Here is a 21,206-nt window from a genome sequence, read left to right as displayed (position 1 = left end):
TGCGGACCGCGTTACGCGTTGGCCTTGATGGCCGCGGCCAGGACCTCCAGGCCGTCGTTCAGCAGTTCATCGGTGATGACCAGCGGCGGCAGGAGGCGGATCACGTTGCCGTAAGTGCCGCAGGTGAGGATGATGACGCCTTCCTTCAGGCAGGCGGCAGCAACAGCCTTGGTCAGCTCCGGGTTGGGTTCCTTGGACCCTGCCTGGACCAGTTCGATGGCCAGCATGGCGCCGCGGCCGCGGACGTCGCCGACCACGGCAGAACCTGCAGCGGCCAGCTCGCTCTGCAGTTCGCGGAGGCGGGCGGTGGCGAGGGATTCTATGTGGCGGGCACGGCCGTTGAGGTCGTATTCCTCCATGGATCCCATGGAGGCCAGCGCGGCGGCGCAGGCTACCGGGTTGCCGCCGTAGGTACCGCCCAGGCCGCCCGGGTGGACGGCGTCGAGCAGGTCTGCGCGGCCGGTGATGGCGGACAGCGGCATGCCGCCGGCGATCCCCTTGGCCATGGTCAGGATGTCCGGGATAACGCCTTCGTGGTTGACCGCGAACCATTCACCGGTGCGGCAGAAACCGGACTGGACCTCATCGGCGATGAAGACGATGCCCTTCTCCTTGGCCCAGTCGGCCAGCGCCGGCAGGAAGCCCTCGGCCGGGACGATGAAGCCGCCCTCGCCCTGGATCGGCTCGATGATGATCGCGGCCACCTGGTCGCCGCCGATCTGCTTCTCGATCATGGTGATCGCCCGCTTGGCTGCCTCGGCACCGGTGATTTCCGGGTTTTCCTCGCGGTACGGGTAGCTCATGGGCATGCGGTAGACCTCGGGCGCGAACGGGCCGAAGTTGGTCTTGTAAGGCATTGCCTTGGCGGTGAGTGCCATGGTGAGGTTCGTGCGGCCGTGGTAGGCGTGGTCGAAGGCGACGACGGCGTCACGCCCTGTGGCCAGGCGGGCCACCTTGACCGCGTTTTCCACTGCCTCCGCGCCCGAGTTGAAGAGCACGGTGCGCTTCTCGTGGTCCCCCGGGGTGAGCCGGTTCAACTGCTCGGCGACAGCTACGTAACCTTCGTACGGGGTGACCATAAAACAGGTGTGCGTGAAGTGCTCCACGGCTTCCTTCACGGCACCGACGACGGCGGGATCGGATGCGCCCACGCTGGTCACGGCGATGCCTGAGCCCAGGTCGATAAAGGAGTTGCCGTCCACGTCGTGGATGATGCCGCCGTCGGCGTCCGCGACATAAACAGGGACGGTGGAGGCGACGCCGGCAGCAACTACGGCTTTCCGGCGCTCGGTCAGGGCGACGGACTTCGGACCCGGGAAGTCGGCCTGGACGCGGCGCTTCTGCTCCAGGCGGAAGGTGATGTCTGATGCGGTGGTGGTCATGGGATGCCTTTCAGGAATGGCGGGGAAGTGTTGGGGCGTGTTGCTGTGGCGGGGCGCTACGCGTCAAGCGCACTCATCACGTGCTTGATGCGCGTGTAGTCCTCGACGCCGTACATGGAGAGGTCCTTGCCGTACCCGGACTGCTTGAAGCCGCCGTGGGGCATTTCGGCGGTGAGCAGGATGTGGGTGTTGATCCAGACGGCGCCAAAATCCAGGTCCCGGCTGAGCCGCATGGCGGTGCCGTGGTTGGACGTCCAGACGCTGGAGGCCAGGGCGTAGTCCACGTCGTTGGCCAGCTCCACCGCTTCCGCCTCCGTGCTGAACCTCTGCACGGTGATGACAGGGCCGAAGGTTTCCTGCTGGACGATGCTGTCCGTCTGCTTCGCACCCGTGATGATGGTGGGCTCGAAGAAGAAGCCCTTCTCCCCTGCCCGGTGTCCGCCGGTTTCGATCCGGCAGTTCGCGGGCAGGTTCTCCACCACCGACGTGACCTGGTTGAAGTGGTTCACATTGTTCAGCGGGCCGAAGTAGTTGTCTTCGTCGTTCTGGGAGCCGGTGTGCAGGGTCTTCGTGTGTTCCACCATGGCGGCCACCACGTCGTCGTGGACTGAGTCCTCCACCAGCACCCGGGTGATGGCGGTGCAGTCCTGGCCGGCGTTGAAGAAGGCGAATTCGGCGATGGCGGCAGCGCTCTTCTTGATATCGGCGTCCTTGAACACGATGGCCGGCGCCTTGCCGCCGAGCTCCAGGTGGGCACGCTTGAGGCCCTTCGCCGCACCGGAGGCGACGGCGATGCCAGCGCGGACCGAGCCGGTGATGGACACCAGGCCGGGGACCTTGTGGTCCACCATCATGGCGCCGGTCTGGCCGGTGCCCAGCACAACGTTCAGGACGCCGGCCGGCAGGATGTCGCCGGCGAGGCGGGCCAGCACCAGGGTGGACTCGGGGGTGGTGTCCGAGGGCTTCAGGACCACGGTGTTGCCGGCGGCGAGCGCGGGGCCGATCTTCCAGATGGCCATCAGGAACGGGTAGTTCCAGGGGGCCACCTGCGCCACGACGCCGATGGGTTCGCGGCGGACGTAGGAAGTGTGTCCCTCGAAGTACTCGCCGGCGGACTTGCCCTCCAGGATCCGGGCGGCCCCGGCGAAGAAGCGCAGCTGGTCCGCGCCGGCGGCGACTTCCTCAGAGGCAATCAGGGAGCGCACCTGGCCGGTGTTGCGGTGCTGCGCCTCCACCAATTCGTCGCTGTTGGCCTCGACGGCGTCAGCGAGCTTGAGCAGCATCAGCTGCCGCTGGCCCGGCGTGACGTGCTTCCAGCTCTGGAAGGCTTCCTTTGCTGCGGCCATGGCCGCGTCCACATCCTGCTGGTTGGAGATGGGCGAGAGGGCCACTACTTCACCGTTGGTGGGGTTCACGATGTCCAGCGTGCCGCTGCCGGCAGGCGTGACAAAAGAACCGTTGATGAAGTTCTGCAAGGTTTGGACCACGGTGTGCAACCTCTTTCCTGGGGGCCATCGGCGTCGAAACAGATGGATCTGACTGCCTTGAGCCTATGCCAGCACCCCTGCCCCGTGAATAGTCACCTGCACACCTTTTCTGCTGCTTTTTAGTGCGGTTGACTAGCGCCCGTTTATCCTTGGTTCATGGCCATTTCCCTTGCCGCCCTCCTGGGTGTCCCATCCCTGAACCTGTCCAAAGTGGGGGTCGCCGAGACCACCTGGCACCAGGACATCAACTGGGTGGCAGTGACCGAGCTCGAGGACCCGCAGCGCTTCATCAACGGCGGCGAACTCATCCTCACCACCGGCCTGCGGCTGAAATCGGCCCCCGAGCAACGGCGTTTTGTCCGCCAGGTGCAGCGGGCCGGCGCCGTGGGCATCGGCTTCGGGGTGGGGCTTTCGCACGAGGCAGTGCCCCCGGCCCTTCTCGCCGAGGCCAACCGCTGGGGCCTGCCCGTGGTGGGGGTCCCCTACGAGACGCCGTTCATCGCCATCGGCAAGCTGGTGGCGGATGCCCAGTCCGCGGACCACTACGCCAAGCTGGAACGGCTGATCGCCGGACACCAGGTGCTGGCGCGTGCACTGCTGACGGGCGGCGGCCTGGCCGAGCTCCTGAAACACCTGGGCGGCATGCTCCGGGCGGACATCGCGCTCACGCAGTTCACGGCCCAGCTGTACAACAGCACCAGGGACGCTCCGCAGGCCGATACCTGGGCTTCCTACCCCATCCCCACCGGCCGGCGCGACGCCTGCACCCTGTGGGTCCGCAAGCCCTTCGAAGACTCCGGCATCATCGGGTACGCACAGAACCTGATCAGCGTGGAGCTGAACAACATGGTCAAGCAGCGCCAGGCCGAGCGTGCGCTCTGCGGACAGGTCCTGGAAGACGTGATCCACGGAGCCCTTGAAACCAGCGAGGCCCAGCGCCGCCTGGCCGGTGTGGGCGTCAACAGCACCCGCAAGAACGTGGTGCTGCTGGCCGTCTCGGCCGCCCACCACAAGGCCCTGGTGAGCACCTCCGTGCCGCGGGAACTGGAGAAGTGCGTTGCCGCCGTCGTGGGCAAGGATCTGGTGCTGGTGATGAACGACGACGGCGGGGCGGCACCCTCGCTGGCACGGAAGTTGAGCGACCACCTGGCGGAGGCGGGGATCCATGCGACGATCGGCATCGGCGGGGCGTACACCAAGCCGAACGGCCTGCGCTGGAGCTACTTCGAGGCGCGCGACGCCGCCAGCCACGGGCTGCCTGTTAACGAGCCGGAGCGGCTGAGCCTGACGTCGCTGCTGCTGGCCAGCGAGGACGTGCCGCTGGCGGATATGGCCCACGAGTCTTTGAACCCCCTCCGGACCTTCGACGCCGCCCATGGTGCGGAGTTGATGACCACGCTGGAAAGCTACCTGAACAACAACGGTTCCGTAGCCGCCGTCGCCGAGGAGCTCACGCTGCACCGGAACACGGTCAGGTACCGGCTGGCGCAGATCACCGAACTGACCGGCTATGACCCCGCGGTTACCACGGACAGGGTGCAGCTTTGGCTTGCACTTGCGGTGGCCCGGCTGTCCGCCCGGCAGGGGAAGTAGCGCCAACCGCAACGCATGTGGGGACTAGATAACCCCGCGCCGCAGCAGGGCGCGGGACTTTTTGCGGGCCTTTCGGTACTTGGCCTCGGCGCCGTCCATCAGTTCCGCCTGACGCTTCCCCAGCTCAGCCAGGGCCTGCGCCGCGGACTCAGGCACGCTGGAACCCGCTTCGATGTCGTGCAGCAGGTTCCGGGCAATCAGGGCATCGCGGAAGTCGCCCAGGATCTTCTGCTGCCTATGGGCGGCCTTGACCACTTTCCCGGCGCGCTTGCCGGTCACCAGCGCCGCCGACTCGGCCACATGGCGCAGCCGCTTGGCGTCCTTGCGCACCTGGTGGAGTGCGTCTTCGTGGTCAGCGCCGCGCCGGGCATTGCGGGCCGCCTTCTGCGAGCGCCGCAGCCGGCGGGCGGACTTGTCCACCGCCTTCCCGGCAATTTTACGGCCCGGGGCCACCGCTTCCGCCCGCACCGGCGGGTGGTCGCGGAAGTCCTCCAGGTTGTCCAGCAGACGGAAGTAGCGCTCTGACTTGAGGGCCTCCTGGGCGCGCCGGTAGCCGGCGTCGAATGCCCCACCGGCCTTGCGCTCCACCTGCTCCTTGACGGCGTCTGTGGCGTCCCCCGGCGGGAGCTCGTCCAGCTGCCCCCGCAGCCGTTCCAGCACCACCTGGGAGTCCCGCGGATCACCGAGCAGCACGGCCAGCCAGTCGAGCTCATCCCGCAGGCGCGTGACCGGCATGGCCCGGTAAAGCTTCCGGTACGCCACCAGCGCGGAGCGGAGCCGCCGGATGGCGGACCTCATGTTGTGGATGCCCTCAGGTTCCTCCAGCCGGACCGCGGCATCCTCGGCGAGGAGCCGGCGGAGTTGCTCCGCCACATAGACGGTAACGACGGCGGCTGCCGGAGCCTTCTTGCCGGCAAGGAGCGCCGCCGGGCCTTCCCACTCCTCCGGAGCTGCGGCACCGCCCGGGTCACGGCCGAGTGCGCGGGCCAGCTTCGATGCGTGGCCGGCGGGGCGGGCGCCCGCCGCGGTGAGGACTTCCTCAGCAGGGGCAAACAGGTCCGGTCCGCCATGGACGAGTTCAAGCTCCCATTCGCGCCAGCTTTGCCGGTGTTCCGCCGCCTCTCCGTGGTGCAGGCGGGTGGCGTCCACCTGGTCGTCAGCCAGGTCCGCCAGATGGACTCCGTTCTCGCCATACAGTGCGTGCGTCGTGCGCCGGGTTTCGAGCCGGACTACAGGCCTCACTTCGTCTCCCCGCAGGTACGCCTGCACGCGCGCCAGCAGGCTGTCGGGAACGACGCCGGGCTGGCCCAGCGGTGCATGCACCTCCCGGCGCTGCTGCGGTTCTGTTTCCGCGGTGGCTTCCGGCGGCAGCTTCAGGTGCCACCCGGCGTCGGTTCCACCGGTGCGGCGGCGCAGGGTGATGCGGCGTGCGGCGAGCGTGTGCTGGTCCGTATCGAAATAGACGGCCTCCAGGACGGCTGACCGGGGAGTCCCGACGCGGGCCACCCCCGGCAGTTCTTCCAGCGCGGGCACTGTGGCGTCATCACCGACGTCGTACTTCTTCTCGATCTCAATTCCCTGGGAAGCCATCACAGCCGTCCTTCCGCGTTTGGTCCAGCGCGGGCCTGACGGATTCGCGTCCCGGCCCCCGCAGGCAGTCTATTGCCCCGGCGTGATGGGCCGGGAGAGCTTGCCCACAAAACCCTAAACATCAAACGTCTAACCTTTAGGCTGGAGGGATGCCCGCCACTCCCCCTTCTCCTGCCGCCCTGTTCACCGCGCCCTCTTCGGCACCCGTCACTGCTTCCGCTCCTGCGCCTGCCAGTGTTCCCGCGCCTGCTGCCGCAAGGACTCCGGCACAGAAGCCGCGCTCCGCCGTCGTGTTCGGTGTTATTGCGCTGGTGCTGATCGGGCTCAACCTGCGCGCGGGCATCACCGGCGCGTCCGCCCTGCTGCACGACCTGCAGACAGTGCTGGGTTATGGGCCGCTGGTGGCCGCCATCATCCCGTCGATCCCCACGCTGTGCTTTGCCCTGGCGGGCGCGGCCACGTCCTGGCTGACGGGCAAGCTGGGCGTGGAAAAGGCCATCCTGCTGTCGCTCTCCATGCTGGCCGGCGGCCTCCTGCTGCGGGGCATCCCCGCCACCGGGATGCTGGTGCTGGGCAGTGTGGTGGGAATGTCCGGACTGGCTGTCTGCAATGTGGCCATGCCGTCCTTCATCCGCGAGCACTTCGCGCACCGGACCTCCCTCATGACTGCCGTGTATACGGTGACGATGACCACCGGGGCTACGGTCACCGCCGTCGCCGTGGTACCGCTGGCGCAGGCCCTCGGATCGCCGTCCGCCGCCGTCGGCGCCATTGGCATCACTGCCGTTGCCGCATTCCTGGGCTTCATCCCCGTAGTCCTGCACGCACACCGCAACAGCACGCGTGCGGCAGCACGGCATGTGTCCCCCTGGCCGCTGCTGCGGACCCGGAAAGGGCTGCTCCTGACCGCCATCTTCACGCTCCAGGCCCTGCTGGCCTATGCCCTGCTGAGCTGGTTCCCGTACATGCTCACCACCATGGGAATGAATGCCTCGGACAGCGGACTGATGTTCGGGCTGATGCAGCTGGTCTCGGTACCCGCGGGCATGCTGCTCATCGCCATTGGCTCCCGTCCCGGAATGCTGCGCCCGGCCTTCTACCTGGTGAGCCTCACCATGGCGGCCGGTCTGGCCCTGCTCCTGGTCCTGCCCGTGGGGCTCGCTGTTGTTCCCGCCGTCCTGCTGGGGTTCGGCCTTGGCATCTTCCCCCTGGTGATGGTGATGATCAGCCGCAGTGGAGCGAGCACGGCCGAAACCACCGCGCTGTCCACGCTGGCGCAATCCAGCGGTTACCTGCTGGCCACCGCGGGCCCCTTCGGCATGGGATTGCTGCACAGCGCTACCGGCGGCTGGATCCTGCCCCTTGCCCTGCTGCTGGCCCTGTCGCTGGTCCAGATTGTGGTGTCGCACCTGATCACGGGCAAAGCGATGACCCGCGGCATGGCCCACCCCGCATCCCCCGCCGCTGTCCACACTGCCGGATCCCCCACTGCCGAGGGGAAGTAGGACGCCATGGCCCTGAGCCCCTCCCGCCGGCCGCCGCTTGCCGAGGAAGTCACCGCCAAGCTGCGGAATATGATCCACTCGGGCGAATGGCCCCTCCACCAGCGGATCCCCTCCGAACCCGGCCTGATGACCGATCTGGGCGTCTCGCGCGGCACCCTGCGCGAGGCCATCAAGGCCCTGGCGCACAGCGGCATGCTGGAAGTCCGCCGGGGTGACGGCACCTACGTCCGGGCCACCAGCGAGATCTCCGGCGCCGCCCGCCGTATGTACCAGGACCATACCGAGGCACACATCCTGGAAGTCCGGCTGGGCCTGGACACGCAGGCAGCGCGGCTGGCGGCCCGGAATGCCACCACCGGGCGACGTGGCTGCCCTGCGTGCCCTCCTCACCGATCGAACCCGCGCCTGGAACAGCGAAGACTATGAGGGTTGGGCGCGCGCGGACTGGGGCTTCCATGAGCGGGTGGCCCAGGCGTCCGGCAACCCCCTGCTGCATGAGCTCTATGTCAGCTTCGGCGCCGCGGTCCATGGGGATCTGCTTAAGCAGCTCCGCCGGCCGGGATTCGACGGACTCCAGCATGAGGGGCACGAACTGCTGCTGGCGGCCATTGAACAGCGCAATGAGGACACTGCCGTGGCCACCGTCAACCGGAACCTGAACTCCTGTGCGGAGTGGCTGGCGGCATAGTCGCGCTGGCCAGGGGTTTCGCTCCTCCCCAAACGATCAGTAGGCTTACTATCTGACGAAGGTTGTCTCCCTGGCGTATGCACCCGCGAAGCCAGGGCATCCGCCGACAAATGAGGAGTTCCCATGGCGCGAACACGCCTGACCGAACAGGTGCCGGGCACCGACACCGTGCAGCCGGCACCGGCGGCAAATCCAAATGGGCACGGCCCCACCGCGGCAGTCGAGCGGACGCCGCACGTCCCGGCCCCGGTCGCTGCTGCGAAGAAACGGGAAACCAAACAGCCCGGCGCACTCTGGACAGACGGGCTGGGCAGGGTGGGCAGCCGCTCGGCCCAGGTCCTGCTGATCCTCACCGTTGCCGCGGTGTCCGTTTACGCCCTGATGCAGATCAAGCTCCTGGTCATCCCGGTCCTGATAGCCCTGATCCTGGCTGCGGCGATCGGGCCTTTCGTCAACATGCTCCGGCGCCGCGGGCTTCCGGGCGGAGTGGCCACCGGCATCGCCTTCGTGGCATTACTGGCATTACTCGCGGGCATCGCCACCGTGATCTACTTTTCGGTCCGCAACCAGTGGGGCGAGCTGGCCCAGCAGGCGTCGTCCGGGCTGGACGAGCTGGAGCAGTTCCTGCTGACCGGCCCGGTTCCCGTCGAGCAGGAACAGCTGGACCAGGCACGTGAGGGAATCGTGCAGTTTGCCAGCAGCAGCCAGGTCCGCTCCGGCGCCATCACCGGCCTTTCCGTGGTCACCGAGTTCATCGCCGGGGCCAGCCTGGTGGTGGTCATCCTGTTCTTCTTCCTCAAGGACGGCGCCAAAATCTGGAACTTCTTCCTCCGGCCCTTCAGCGGGAGCCGGGAGGCAAAGCTCCGCCGGGTGGGGAGCCGGACCCTCGAGGTGCTGGGCGGGTATGTGCGCGGCACCGCCATCGTGGCACTGGCGGATACGGTGGCCATCGGCGCTGCACTGCTGATCATGCAGGTTCCGTTGGCCTTTCCGCTGGCCATCATCGTATTCATCGGCGCGTTCATCCCGCTCGTGGGCGCCACCGTGGCCGGCATCCTCGCCGCCCTGGTGGCCCTGGTGGCGAACGGGCCGGTGGTGGCCCTGATTGTGGTGGCGGTGGTGGTGGCCGTCAATCAACTCGAAGGTGACCTCCTGCAGCCGGTCGTGATGGGCAAGTCACTGCAGCTCCACGCCCTGGTGATCCTGATGGCACTGACCGCCGGCACCATCCTTGCCGGAATCGTCGGTGCGGTACTTTCCGTACCCCTGGCCGCGGTCGCCTGGGCCATCATCCAGGTATGGACGGCGGAGGACCCGAACCTGCCGGACATGAACCCGGAACTGCCGCCGGCACACAGCCAGCCGGTCTAGTGCTTCGCATGGATCGAAGGACGACGACGGTCCGGCACCTGGGTGCCGGACCGTCGTCGTGCGCTGTGCGTTACCGCCGCTGCGGAAGGGTGATAACTAACCCCGCAGGCCCGCGAATACGTTCTTGGGCCGCTGCATCTCGCCGTGCTTTGCGCCGAGGATGACCACCAGGCCGGCGAACGCGGGGATGACCCACTGCAGCACTTTGAGCTGCTGCTGCGCCGCTTTCAGTTCGTCCGAAGCATCCGGCCGCGGCTCCGTGGCGCCCTCGGCGCCCTGGTCCGCGAGCTTCTCCACCTTCTTGCCGAGAATGCCGGAATACAGCGTCACCGCGGCGCCCACCACTGTCACGGCAGTCTTGATCACCGTGTCCCGGGCGACGCCTTCCTGCTTGGCGATGCGCTCCTTGTTTTCCCAGGCGATAGCAAGGTCCGCCACCAGGTGGGACGCGAACGCAGCCGTCTGGAAGGGTGCCCACTTCATCCATCCGGCGCTGGAGAGCCGCGTCCGCTCGGACGAATCCCTGGCCGCCGCCGCTGCACCGTTCAGTCCGATGGCACCCATCAGGGACCCACCGAACCATGCCGCTGCCGTCAGGTCGTGAACTGACCGGGCAATAAGATTTCCTGCCATGATGTGCATTCCTAACGTTGAACTTGGTTGAGATGCCGTGCCTGCGGACGTTACTTGCCGTGTCCCATCAAGGTCATGGTCCGCCCATGGTAAGCACACTTACTAATGTTACGAAAGCCCGTCTTGCTCGGGCGGACCGCGTAATATCAACGGCATGGGAACTACTGGGAGTTTGTTCGGCTGGGCCTTTGGTGACCCCGCCCGTGAAGATGAGGGCAGGTACGTGGAAGGGCTTCAGCGCGAGGCGTTCGGCAATGCCCGGGCCACCGCGGAAGCCAAGGGAGTGGCCGTGGTGCCAGGCTCCGAGGTCTTCACGGTGCTGAGTGGACACGATTCCCTGGTGGAGCTGGAGAATGCGCCCGGACAACTGGTGGTCCGCTGCACCGTCCACGTGGAGGGACCGGGCGCGGAGAAGATCCGCGCCGAAGGGCCCATGAACGGCTGAGTGATGTCGGACAGCGATTCCACCCTCAGCCAGGCCGCGGACGCCGTCGAGGAGGCCTCGAACCATCCGGCCCTCGACGTCCTTGCACGGGCCGGATTCGCCGTCATGGCGCTGTTGCACGTCATTATCGGGGCGATAGCCGTTGCTGTGGCTTTCGGCCAGCCCGGGGAGGCGGAACCAACTGGCGCCATTGAACAACTCGCGGCCAATACATGGGGGCCGGCCGTGATGTGGGCCTGCGTGGCCGCCTGCATGGGCCTCGCCTTGTGGCAAGCCAGCGAAGCCACGCTGCGTGTGCGCCGCAAGTCCGGCAAGGAGCGTTTGTCCAAGCTGATCTCCTCCGGCTTTCTCGCCATCGCCTACGGCAGCGTGGGCCTCAGCTTCGCCGGTTTCGCCGTCGGGCTGCGAGGCGACTCCAGCGAGAGCACGAAAGATTTCAGTGCCTCACTGATGGCCACCCCCTGGGGACTGTGGGCGCTGGTGGCACTGGGCTTGACCGTCATCGGGATCGGCATCTACTTCGTGTTCAAGGGCATCCGCCGTGGTTTCAAGGATGAGCTCTTCCACTTTGACGGGACACGGCGCGGCCGGCTCATCGACGGCCTGGGCGTTTCGGGCCACATCGCCAAAGGGGCGGCCCTGGGCCTCACCGGGCTGCTTTTTGTGATCGCCGCCGCCAAGCACGATCCCAACGAATCAACCGGACTGGACGGCAGCCTCAAGGCCCTCCGCGACCACCCGTTCGGCCCGTACCTGCTGGTCGCCATCGGGGCAGGGTTCATCGCCTACGGGATTTTCGCCCTCATCCGGTCACGGTTCGGGCGGATGTAGTTCCAGGTATTTCCGGGTAGGAAGGAAGCATGACGCACTTGCTGCAGGACCCCCCACAGCGCGGCGGCTCCGTGCCGCGGGACGTCGCCCCCGCCGTCTCGGAGGCTGCGGGACATGCCTTGGCCCGCCTGTTCCAGGTCCTCAAAGCCGTCCGGCCCGTCCGGCCCATCCATCTGAAGGGCGTCGGCCTCACCGGAGAACTGACCCGGACCGGGATCTCCGGCAGTCCCAGCGGCCTGGACTGGCTTGATGCTCCGGGCACCGATTTGGTTGAGGCACGCTTCTCGCGATCACTGGGGTTGCCGTCCCGGCTTCCAGACGTCCTGGGCCTCGCCCTTCGTCTCACGCCGTCCGACGCCGGGGCACGCGGCACAGCGTCCGACGGCGGCACGGCTTCAGGTGCGCCCGGCGGCGGAACGGCCGACGTGTTGTTTTCCTCCACGGGCTGGCAGCTCCCCGGAAGGTTCCTGCTCCACCCCAAACTCGACGTCACCACCGCCGCCCTGACAACGCTCATGCCCTACCGCGGCCGGAATGGACCGGTGCTGCTCGGGCTGCGGACTATCAGCCTGGCCGGCAGGTCAGTGGCATGCGGGCATTGGGTTCTGGGGCTGTACTGGGCCAAACCGGCAGGCCCGTGGCAGCAGTGCGGCGAACTGAGGCTGCAGGCCGCCCCGGAACCGGCCGATACTCCCCTGCGCTTTGACCCGCTCGAAAACCAGCCGCGGGGCGCAGAGGCCTACGCGTGGACGCGCCGCCTGCGGGAGCGCTCGTACCGGGCAGCGCAGCAGCCCGCGCCGCCCGGTGCCATCCGTGCCGCCGTAGGGTCCGCCGCCGTCGAACGTCCGGGAACCACAAGCAACCAGCCCGCACCAGCCACCACAGGAAGGAACGCCATGTCCACCGTGTCACAGCTGTTCAACACCCCCGCCGCAGACGTCTGGCAGGTCATTGCCGACGGCTGGCTCTACTCCGGCTGGGTGGTGGGTGCCTCACGGATCCGAGCGGTGGATGACACCTGGCCGCAGGCAGGATCGCGCCTCCACCACTCGGTGGGCGCCTGGCCGCTGGTAATCAACGACAGCACCCGCGTGACAGCCGCCGAACCGGAGAAGTCACTGGAACTTGTGGCGCGCGGCTGGCCGCTGGGTGAGGCCAAGGTGGTGATCACCCTCCAGGACCAGGGCAACCAGTGCCTTGTCACCATGGCCGAGGACGCCATCCGGGGGCCTGGCAAGAGGCTGCCTAAGATCCTGCGGGACCCCATGATTACCGTCCGCAACCGCGAGACGCTCAAGCGACTGGAGCTGATGGCAGCAGGCGGGGCCGGGAAGTAGCGCGGCCGGGTTAATTGATCGGCTACTGGGCGGTCAAGGTGAAGGTGGATGCCTGATCACCGTAGTCATCGGTGACCACCACCTTCACCGGCCCCTTCTTGACATCAAACGCGATGACGCCCTGGCGGCCGTCCCCGGCACCCACTTCCTCACTGGGCAAGCCGCCCATGCCGTCCTCCACATAAATCCGCTCGCCCTGGTTGCCCTCCGCGTCGTAGACCTCGAAGTTCATCGGCGCGGCGGTGCTGGTTCCGGTGAGCGTCTCCCAGGAAACCTCGAGCAGCAGGAATCCTCCGTTCGCCGGCTTCAGGTAGGACATGGCGGGAATCTCGGTGGTGTACAGCGAATCGAGGACGCCGATCTTCACAGTGTTGCCTTCGGACACGGTGACCACGAACGAGTTCTCTCCGATAGCGGCTCCCGGTGACGGAGCGGGCGCCGCCTGTGAGGCCGAGGGAAGCGGCGGCGGAACGGGGATATTCCGGCCCTCAGATGCTTGGGCTGTGATGCTGATGGACACGATGGTCAGCAGGATTCCGGAGATCATGCTGGCGAGCCAAACGATTCCCGTGATGATCCAGGCCTTCTTCCTGTTCTCCGGGTAGCCTTCGAGCTGACGGCCATCCTTGTCCCTGGCGTTACCTGTCAGAGTGATGATCAGGTCCACGATGGCCCAGATACCGAATCCGCCCAAGGTCAGCAGCTTGGCCACGCCGGAGCCAATCTTGCCCAGGTAGAAACGGTCCACACCCACGGTTCCCAGCAAGAGGGACAAAATCCAGGTGGTCACGAAGGATTTTCCTGGCCCGCCGGCGAAGGGGGCCTGGCCGTAGGGTCCCGGCTGGTGTCCGCCCTGCTGCCCTCCCTGATACTGGCCGCCAAAGGTGGACGGAGCAGGCGGAACCGGCGGAACCGACGCGCCGTTTTCGGGTGCGTGCGGGTAACTGGGGTGACTCATGGATCTTCCTTAAGTGGGGGCAGGCAGGATGGGACGGGCTGGCCTCAGCCCGCAAAGTATTTCTCCATCGAATTTACTTCAAAGGGCATAAAAGTGGGATGGGCAGAAATGCCCATCCCACGAATTTGACTTGCACCCGCACCTGCAGCGGCACGCCCTGCCTTCATACGGTAGGACGATGGACGCTCGGCGGCCCGGAAAAGCGTTAGACCTGCGCGGCCACACCATCGCGGGAAATAGTCACCATATCCTCGCGCGGCACCACCTTAATGCGTTCGCGCTTGACCTCAACACCGTGCGAGCCGCCAGCTTCCGTGGCTGCTGCGCCGAGGGCGAGCTCGTGGGCGTCCAATGCCAGCCAGCCTTCCCAGCTGGTGAACTTCACGCCGCGGGAGTCGAGGAGTTCCACCACGGCGTCTGCCGCGGGAACGGCGGCGACCGGAAGGTTTTCGCGGTCCTCCAGCAAGTAGGTCACGGTCTCGAGGGCGTCGCCCTTGGTGTGGCCGATCAGGCCGACGGGTCCACGCTTGATCCAGCCCGTGGCGTAGATGCCGGGCACGTGGGTGCCCGAGGCATCCAGGACGCGGCCGCCGTCGTTCGGGACGACGCCCTTCTTGTGGTCGAACTCGATCTCCGGCAGCGCGGAGCCGAAGTAGCCGATGGCCCGGTACACGGCCTGGGCCGGGTAGTCGACGAATTCGCCGGTGCCGCGGGCGTTGCCCGTGCCGTCCAGCTCGGTGCGCTCGAACTTCATGCCGGCAACCTTGCCCGGCGTCTCGGCGTCATCGTAGATCTCCACCGGGCTGTGCAGGAAGTGCAGGTGCAGGCGGCGGGAAGCCTTCAGCTCGGAGAGGTCCTCGGGCTGCTCGGCGATCCAGTTGGTGAGGGTGCCCACCATGGTCTTGGTCTGGTTGTTCGTCTGGATCTGGCGGTCGGATTCCTCGTCGAACTCGAAGTCCTCCGGGTACAGGATGATGTCCACGTCCTTGGAGTGGGACAGCTCGCGCAGTTCCAGCGGGGTGAACTTGACCTGTGCCGGGCCGCGGCGGCCGAACACGTGCACGTCGGTGACGGGCGAGTCCTTCAGCCCGGCGTAGACGTTGTCCGGGATCTCGGAAACCAGGAGGTCGTCGGCGTGCTTGGACAGGACGCGGGCCACGTCCAGGGCGACGTTGCCGTTGCCGATGACGGCGATTTCCTTGGCCTCCAGCGGCCATTCGCGCGGGACGTCAGGGTGGCCGTCGTACCAGGAGACGAAGTCGGCGCCGCCGTAGGAGCCGTCCAGCTCGATGCCGGGGATGTTCAGGTCCGCATCCTTGATGGCGCCCGTGGCGAAGATGACGGCGTCGTAGTGGGTGCGCAGGTCCTCGATGGTGAGGTCGGTGCCGTAGTCCACGTTGCCGAAGAAGCGGATGTCGCCGCGGTCCAGGACCTTGTGCAGGGCATTGACGATGCCCTTGATGCGGGGGTGGTCCGGGGCCACGCCGTAGCGGATCAGGCCGTAGGGTGCCGGATAGCGGTCAAAGAGGTCGATGCTCACGGTCAGCTCGCCGCTCTTGACGGCTTCGCTCTTGGTGAGGATGTCCGCGGCGGTAGACGCCTGCCGGGCCGGAACCCACGACGGCGACGCGCAGCGGACGGTCGGCAGAACCTACGGTGGTGCTTGATGACACGGCTGTGTTCCTTTTCTTCGTTCCGTCCCAACTAAGTAGCGCTAAGTGTCGTTATGAGGGCTCAGAACGACACTTGGCGCTACCCAGTTGGGTGGGGGCTAGGTGGTGAGGACGGTCTTGCGGGGGCTGTTCGGGGTGGTGGTGCCGTAGTCAGCGGTTTTGAAGTGCGCCGGCGCAAACGGGCTCACGCGTACCACGTCACCGATGACTATGACTGCCGGGTTGGCCACACCGGCGGCTTCCGCCTGGTCCGCAATGGAACCGAGCGTGCCGATGGTGACGCGCTGGTTCGGCAGGTAACCGTTCTCCACGATACCAACCGGGGTGCCGGCAGGCAGGCCGGCTTTGCCCAGGGCGGACGCGGATTCGCGCAGCTGGCCCACACCCATCAGCAGCACCACGGTGTGGTCCGGGCGGGCCGGAACCTCGGAGAGTTCCTCGTGGCCGGTCACCACGCTGAAGCCCTTAGCCAGGCCGCGGTGGGTCACCGGGATACCGGCGGCGGCGGGAACGGAGATCGCGGAGGTGACACCGGAAACCACTTCAACCTCGACGCCGTGCTGCCGGCAGTATTCGGCTTCCTCGCCGCCGCGGCCCAGGACGTAGGGGTCGCCGCCCTTGAGCCGGACCACGCGGTGGCCCTTGAGGGCTTCCTCAACGAGGATCCGGTTGATCTCCGACTGCGGCACGGGGTGGTGGCCCGGAGTTTTGCCAACCTCGATGACGCGGACATCCGGTGCGAGCTCATTCAGCAGTTCGCGGGGGCCCAGGCGGTCTGCGACCACGACGTCGGCCTGGCCCAGGAGCCGGCGGCCGCGGACGGTAATGAGGCCGGTATCGCCGGGGCCGCCACCCACGAGGGCAACAGAGCCGCTGCGGGCGGCACGGCGGCGGCGGAGCGGCAGGTCCCCGGTTTCGAGGGCGGTGGCGACGGCATCGCGCACGGCCATGGCGCGGCGCGGATCTCCCCCGGCGTTCACGGCGATCTTCACATCGTCGACTTCTGCGACGGCGGGGGTCCAGGCGGCGGACGCTTCATGGTCGGAGGCGTTGACGCACCAGACGCGCTGCGCCTCGGCGTCGGCGGAGACCTGGGCGTCCACGGCGGAATCGCCGGTGGCGGTCTGGACGAACCAGACGCCGTCGACGTCGGACGGACGGTAGGTGCGCTGCTCCCAGGTGAGGAGGCCGGCGTCGGCCAGTTCCTGGAGTGCGGTGGAGGCAACCGGAGCCACGACGGTGACCCGGGCACCGGCGTCGAGCAGCCCCTTGGCGCGGCGCGCAGCCACCGGGCCGCCGCCCACCACCAGCACGGCGCGGCCCAATAACCGCAGCGCTGTGGGGTAAATATCCTGAATTGCCATGAATCAACGGTAGGGCCGCGTCACAATGGCGTACAAAGGCCGAGCAACAACAGGTCACGTAAGGTAACGCTGCGTAACGTACCGCGGACCCTCACTCCAGGTCCGACAGGAAGCGCCCGCGCTCCCGGATGAGCCCCTGCAGGTAGCAGCCCAGGACCAAACGTTCGGCAAGGCGACCCAGGAGGCCGAACGGCGCGGTGAACTCCACCCGGTCGGTCATGATGCTGCCGGCGGGAGTGGACTCAAACTCGTGGACGTGGCGGAAGGACTTAAAAGGTCCGCGGGTCTGTTCGTCCGTGAAGCTGCAGGGGAATGTGAATTCTGTGATGCGGCTGGTCATGGTGAGTGGGATTCCAAAGTGCCGCGCCCGCCAAGTCACGTCCTGGCCCTCGCCGATAAGGCCCGAGGTCACACCGCCGACTGCACGCTCTCCACTGTGCTCCTGCGAGTCCAAGTGGAGGTCGATGCTCCGGGCCAGGTCGAATAGCCGCTCCGGCGGCAACGCCGACTCGGTACGGCACACGAAGCTGACGGTCATCGGGCCAGTCTGCCAGACGATTCCTCTTCGTTCGTCAGACTAAAAGGCGTCCGCGAACAGCAAAGCCCGACGTCGGGAGTCGCCGTCGGGCTCTACAGACACTGTGTTGGGGCTAGCGGGTGCTGCCGGAGAGAAGGCCTCGGCTGCGCAGGAGGCGCTTCTCAATGGGCGCGAAAACCAGCAGTTCAATGAGGATGCCGACGGCGAGGATCAGCAGGATTGCCGCCATGACCACGGTCATGTCGGACAGCACGCGGCCCTGGTCCAGCAGCGAGCCCAGGCCGAAGCCGATGGTGCCGCCCACCGCGATGATTTCCGCAGCCATGAGCGAGCGCCACGAGAAGGCCCAGCCTTGCTTAAGGCCACTCAAGTATCCCGGCAAGGCGGCGGGCAGGATGATCTGCAGCGCCATCTGGAGCCGCGATGCACCCAGGACGGTACCAACCCGTCGGTACTGCGGCGGGATCTGGTCCACGCCGGAAATGAGCCCGTTGATGATGGAGGGAATGGCGCCCATAAAGATCACGAAGTACACGGTGGCGTCGGTAAGGCCGAACCAGATGATGGCCGCCGGAACCCACGCCACGGAGGGCAGCACCTGCAGGCCGGATATCAGCGGTCCAAAAGCCCGGCGCAGCGGAGCCACCTGGGCCAGCAGCAGACCCACCGGCGTTGCGATGGCCACGCTGATCAGGAACCCGACAACCCCGCGCTGCATCGAAGTCCAGACGGCTTCCTGCAGTTTGCCGTCACTCCAGAGCACGCCCATCTGGGTCACCACGTCCAGCGGACCGGGCACCAGGTCGCGGCGCTTCACCCCGAGCGAGACGTAGAACTGCCAGATCAGGACGAGGGCCACCAGGGCGGCGATGGGCAGGAGCACGCGGCTCCAGTCGACCCGGTGTTTGCGGTCAGCGTCGGACTGCAGCGAGTCCAGCCCGGACTCAAGTTCCCGCAGGTCCTCATGCCCGGTGGAAGACCGGGTCAAAGCGGCATGAACGTGCCTGGTCTGAGGAGTGGCATCTAAGGCATCGGCCGCGGGACCCGACGCGAGCTTGCGAGCTTCGGGAAGGCCGGTGCCGCTGCCTGAGCCGGCCGCTTCGTCCGCAGGACGAAAGCGGTCCGGCGAAGGGGCGGGGGCGGCATCGGGCGCGGAGCCGGAGAGGGACTTACTTGGCATGGCGGCGAATCTCCTCACGCAGCCGGGCGGTGATGACCCCGGTCAGCTGGCCGGCAAGCCCGGCGTCGGTTCGGTGTTCCTCGGTGACTGCCCATTCCTGGACCACGCGGCCCGGGCGGGAGGACAGCAGCAGCACGCGCTGGCCCAGCCGGACAGCTTCGCGGACGTTGTGGGTGACAAAGACGATGGTGCGTCCGGTTTCCTTCCAGATGCGTTCCAGTTCGTCGTGCAGCAGGTCGCGGGTGATGGCGTCCAGTGCGGCGAACGGCTCGTCCATCAGCAGCAGCTGCCGGTCCTGGGCCAACGACCGGGCCAGGGACACGCGCTGGCGCATGCCACCGGACAGCTCGTGCGGGCGCTTGTCCCCCGCGGTGCCAAGGTGCACCAGCTCGAGGAGCTCCTGCGCCTTGGCCTTGCGCTCGGCCTTGCCCATGCCGCGCAGCTTCAGGGCCAGTTCGATGTTCTCCCGGGCCGTGAGCCAGGGGAACAGCGCGGCGTCCTGGAACATAAAGGCGGCACCGTCACTGGGCACTTCGAGGGCGCCCGACGTCGGCGCCTCGAGTCCCGCGATGATGTTCAGCAGGGTGGATTTGCCGCAGCCGGAGGCACCGAGGAGGGCAACGAACTCGCCCTGGCCGATGTTGGCGTTGACGTCGTCCAGCACCGGGGCGCCGTCGCCGAAGCGCTTTCCCAGGTTTTCCAGTACGACTGGCATGGTGCCGTCCTTAATTAGGTGGATGAGGGGGTCAGTATTGGCCGAGGCCGGCGTCTGAAACCGGATCCGTAACGCTGCCGCCGTCGTCGATGACGTCGTTCAGCGGCCGGAGGTCGAAGAGTCCGTTGATCTCGGCCTGCTTGGTGGTGCCGGCCTCCACACCGTCCTGCAGCAGCCGGGGGTAGCTTCCGGCCAGCGGGTCCAGGGTGAAGGTGATGTTGCTGAGGGACCGCGCGAGGACGTCGTCAGCAAGGGCTGCGCCGGCAGATTCCTGCAGGCCAGCGTTGATGACGGCGGCCTTCTGTTCAGCGGGGGCTTCGTTCAGCCAGGCCACCGATTTTGCGTGGCCGGCCAGGAGCGCCTTCACGGTGTCCGGGTGGTCGGCTGCGAACTTCAGGTTCACGATCAGAACGGTGGTGGGGAACTCGCCGGGTTTGCCCGTACCGGTGCCGTCCCACAGGTCCTTTTCGTCCACCAGCACCTTCGCTCCGGCCTGGAGCACCAGGCGTGACGCCCAGGGCTCAGGCAACCACGCGCCGTCGAGCTTTCCGTCCTGGAACAGCTTCAGCGTCTGGGCGTTCTCCGTGGGGTTGATGGCGACGTCGCCGCTGCCGTCCACGTTCGTTTTGTAGCCCTGGTCCGCGAGCCAGGCGCGCAGGGCAACGTCCTGCGTACCGCCCAGCTGCGGGGACGCCAAGGTCTTGCCCTTGAGCTCCGCAGCCGAGCTGATCTCCGGCCTAACCACCAGCTGCGCGCCGCCGGCAGCAGCCCCGGCGATGATCCTGACGGACTCGCCCTGGCTCTTGACGAAGGAGTTGATGGCCGGGTTGGGACCGATGTAGGCGGCGTCGATGGCGCCGGCGTTCAGTGCCTCGATGGCCGCCGGACCGGCGTTGAAGGTCTCGGTGCTGAGCGCGGTGCTGCCCAGGGCCTCGGCCAGGAAGCCCTCCTTGATGCCCACCAGTGCGGGGGCGTGCGTGACGTTGCCGAAGTAGCCCAGCTTCAGTTCTGCGGCGGCCGTAGGTTCAACGGCCTGGGCCTCGGTGTTGCGGGAAACAGTGGATGCCACCACGGCGCCGAGGGCGATCAGCAGGACCAGCCCAATGGCCAGGGCAGCCTCAATGGCACGCTTGCGCTGGGGGACCGCGCTTTCGCCTGCCACGATGCGGGTCATCCCGGGCTTGGAACTAGTCATTGTTTCACCATAGGGAGTGACCCAAACCCGTTCAATGAAGCGGAAACGGGGGGTCACGCAGGTTCATCTAGCGTCACATTCGGCCAACGCCGGCCGCAACACTTGGAGCCCGCCTTGCCCAATGTGCACAACATTCGAGTACTCACTACTCGTGCTTCCCGGTCGCCTCCCCCGTACCGTCCATAAAAAGTCCTGCTGGGAGGCTCATGGATGGATTGACTTTCAGGGGATTGTCATGGGTATCGAGCTTTGCAGGCATTTGTGCCGGATCGTTGCGCCGGGCGGGCAGCCTGATCGCGGAGGGCAGCCGTGATCCAGGGCAACGGATACGCGCCCCTCCTGGACCCATCCGTCCTGGAAAAGCTGCGCGAAGAACTCGAAGACGACGAGGGCGTCTGGAAAGTGTTCGTGCAAAACTTCATCGGACAACTGCCGGAACGGAATGAGAAGCTGCGGCAGGCCCTCACCACAGGTGATGTCAACGGAGCCATGGATGCTGTCCTCAGCCTCAAGACTTCCAGCGAAATGGTCGGGGCCGAACGGCTGGCAGGCCTGGCCATCAATCTTGAGCAGGCCCTGCGGTACGAGATCCTCAACGCTGATCCGGCCGTGGCGCTGCCCCATCTGGCCGCGGCCCACCTCCGGCGGATCAACCAGTGCAGCCGGCAGACGGCCTACCTCCTGCAGGCGGCCCTGCGGGGGAAGCCTGACCGGGATTGAG

At 66.9% G+C, this 21,206-nt stretch carries 17 protein-coding genes and 2 pseudogenes; 8 read left to right on the top strand and 11 right to left on the bottom strand.

Going from position 1 to position 21,206, the window contains the following annotated elements; genetic code table 11:
* Positions 1-11 precede the first annotated feature (11 nt).
* The gene (gene gabT, locus QF047_RS04645) at positions 12-1,382 is read right to left on the bottom strand and encodes a 4-aminobutyrate--2-oxoglutarate transaminase (protein WP_307274464.1); all 1,371 of its coding nucleotides are present in this window, start codon (positions 1,380-1,382) and stop codon (positions 12-14) included.
* 56 nt (positions 1,383-1,438) lie between these two features.
* Positions 1,439-2,869 (bottom strand): gamma-aminobutyraldehyde dehydrogenase, encoded by a 1,431-nt coding sequence (locus QF047_RS04640; protein ID WP_307274462.1) that lies wholly within the window; start codon positions 2,867-2,869, stop codon positions 1,439-1,441.
* A 156-nt stretch (positions 2,870-3,025) separates the two neighbouring features.
* Here QF047_RS04640 and QF047_RS04635 point away from each other — a divergent pair, with 156 nt between their 5' ends.
* On the top strand, positions 3,026-4,462 hold the full coding sequence (locus tag QF047_RS04635) for a PucR family transcriptional regulator (protein ID WP_307274461.1): 1,437 nt from the start codon (positions 3,026-3,028) through the stop codon (positions 4,460-4,462).
* 24 nt (positions 4,463-4,486) lie between these two features.
* Here the strand turns inward: QF047_RS04635 and QF047_RS04630 are convergent, their stop codons facing one another.
* Positions 4,487-6,052, bottom strand: coding sequence for a CYTH and CHAD domain-containing protein (locus QF047_RS04630; protein ID WP_307274459.1), 1,566 nt, complete (start codon positions 6,050-6,052; stop codon positions 4,487-4,489).
* Positions 6,053-6,201: 149 nt separating this feature from the next.
* Between QF047_RS04630 and QF047_RS04625 the strand changes: the two genes are divergently transcribed.
* The 3 genes and pseudogenes from QF047_RS04625 to QF047_RS04615 all read left to right on the top strand — a co-directional run bounded on the left by QF047_RS04625 (position 6,202) and on the right by QF047_RS04615 (position 9,616).
* A complete protein-coding gene (locus QF047_RS04625; RefSeq protein ID WP_307274457.1) occupies positions 6,202-7,557 on the top strand; it encodes a CynX/NimT family MFS transporter in 1,356 nt (451 codons plus the stop codon).
* A 6-nt stretch (positions 7,558-7,563) separates the two neighbouring features.
* Positions 7,564-8,245, top strand: a pseudogene (locus tag QF047_RS04620) (FadR/GntR family transcriptional regulator).
* A gap of 123 nt (positions 8,246-8,368) precedes the next feature.
* On the top strand, positions 8,369-9,616 hold the full coding sequence (locus QF047_RS04615) for an AI-2E family transporter (RefSeq protein ID WP_307274455.1): 1,248 nt from the start codon (positions 8,369-8,371) through the stop codon (positions 9,614-9,616).
* Positions 9,617-9,712: 96 nt separating this feature from the next.
* Here QF047_RS04615 and QF047_RS04610 read toward each other — a convergent pair whose 3' ends face one another.
* Positions 9,713-10,249 (bottom strand): hypothetical protein, encoded by a 537-nt coding sequence (locus tag QF047_RS04610; protein ID WP_306635030.1) that lies wholly within the window; start codon positions 10,247-10,249, stop codon positions 9,713-9,715.
* Positions 10,250-10,403: 154 nt separating this feature from the next.
* Between QF047_RS04610 and QF047_RS04605 the strand changes: the two genes are divergently transcribed.
* Genes QF047_RS04605 through QF047_RS04595 form a run of 3 tightly spaced genes read left to right on the top strand, consistent with a single transcriptional unit; the run spans position 10,404 to position 12,862 of the window.
* Positions 10,404-10,694 (top strand): hypothetical protein, encoded by a 291-nt coding sequence (locus QF047_RS04605; RefSeq protein ID WP_142039092.1) that lies wholly within the window; start codon positions 10,404-10,406, stop codon positions 10,692-10,694.
* A gap of 3 nt (positions 10,695-10,697) precedes the next feature.
* Positions 10,698-11,525 carry a DUF1206 domain-containing protein gene (locus QF047_RS04600; RefSeq protein ID WP_307274452.1) on the top strand — a complete coding sequence of 276 codons (828 nt, stop codon included), beginning with the start codon at positions 10,698-10,700 and terminating at the stop codon, positions 11,523-11,525.
* A 29-nt stretch (positions 11,526-11,554) separates the two neighbouring features.
* A complete protein-coding gene (locus QF047_RS04595) occupies positions 11,555-12,862 on the top strand; it encodes an SRPBCC family protein (protein ID WP_307274450.1) in 1,308 nt (435 codons plus the stop codon).
* A 22-nt stretch (positions 12,863-12,884) separates the two neighbouring features.
* On the opposite strand, the gene QF047_RS04590 is transcribed toward QF047_RS04595, so the two are convergent.
* The 7 genes and pseudogenes from QF047_RS04590 to QF047_RS04560 form a co-directional block, all read right to left on the bottom strand.
* Positions 12,885-13,820: a TM2 domain-containing protein gene (locus tag QF047_RS04590; RefSeq protein WP_307274448.1), complete on the bottom strand. Its 936-nt coding sequence runs from the start codon at positions 13,818-13,820 to the stop codon at positions 12,885-12,887.
* Between the two features lie 205 nt (positions 13,821-14,025).
* Positions 14,026-15,493 (bottom strand): annotated as a pseudogene (locus QF047_RS04585) (FAD-dependent oxidoreductase).
* Between the two features lie 98 nt (positions 15,494-15,591).
* Positions 15,592-16,857 carry a uroporphyrinogen-III C-methyltransferase gene (cobA, locus tag QF047_RS04580; RefSeq protein WP_307274446.1) on the bottom strand — a complete coding sequence of 422 codons (1,266 nt, stop codon included), beginning with the start codon at positions 16,855-16,857 and terminating at the stop codon, positions 15,592-15,594.
* 91 nt (positions 16,858-16,948) lie between these two features.
* Positions 16,949-17,395 (bottom strand): SRPBCC family protein, encoded by a 447-nt coding sequence (locus QF047_RS04575; RefSeq protein ID WP_307274444.1) that lies wholly within the window; start codon positions 17,393-17,395, stop codon positions 16,949-16,951.
* 112 nt (positions 17,396-17,507) lie between these two features.
* Positions 17,508-18,575 (bottom strand): ABC transporter permease, encoded by a 1,068-nt coding sequence (locus QF047_RS04570; RefSeq protein WP_307274442.1) that lies wholly within the window; start codon positions 18,573-18,575, stop codon positions 17,508-17,510.
* Entirely contained in the window at positions 18,565-19,290 is a 726-nt protein-coding gene (locus tag QF047_RS04565; RefSeq protein ID WP_050054183.1) for an ABC transporter ATP-binding protein, read from the bottom strand. The genes QF047_RS04570 and QF047_RS04565 overlap by 11 nt, the downstream gene beginning before the upstream one ends.
* Before the next feature lie 31 nt (positions 19,291-19,321).
* The gene (locus QF047_RS04560) at positions 19,322-20,464 is read right to left on the bottom strand and encodes an ABC transporter substrate-binding protein (RefSeq protein ID WP_307281762.1); all 1,143 of its coding nucleotides are present in this window, start codon (positions 20,462-20,464) and stop codon (positions 19,322-19,324) included.
* A 330-nt stretch (positions 20,465-20,794) separates the two neighbouring features.
* Here QF047_RS04560 and QF047_RS04555 point away from each other — a divergent pair, with 330 nt between their 5' ends.
* The gene (locus tag QF047_RS04555) at positions 20,795-21,205 is read left to right on the top strand and encodes an Hpt domain-containing protein (RefSeq protein WP_306635046.1); all 411 of its coding nucleotides are present in this window, start codon (positions 20,795-20,797) and stop codon (positions 21,203-21,205) included.
* Position 21,206: the final 1 nt, after the last annotated feature.

Origin of the sequence: Arthrobacter sp. W4I7, assembly GCF_030816215.1 — a bacterium.
GTDB classification, from domain to species: Bacteria; Actinomycetota; Actinomycetes; order Actinomycetales; family Micrococcaceae; genus Arthrobacter; species Arthrobacter siccitolerans_A.
Note: the sequence above shows the minus strand (reverse complement) of the source record. Positions and strands in the feature narration are given on the sequence as shown.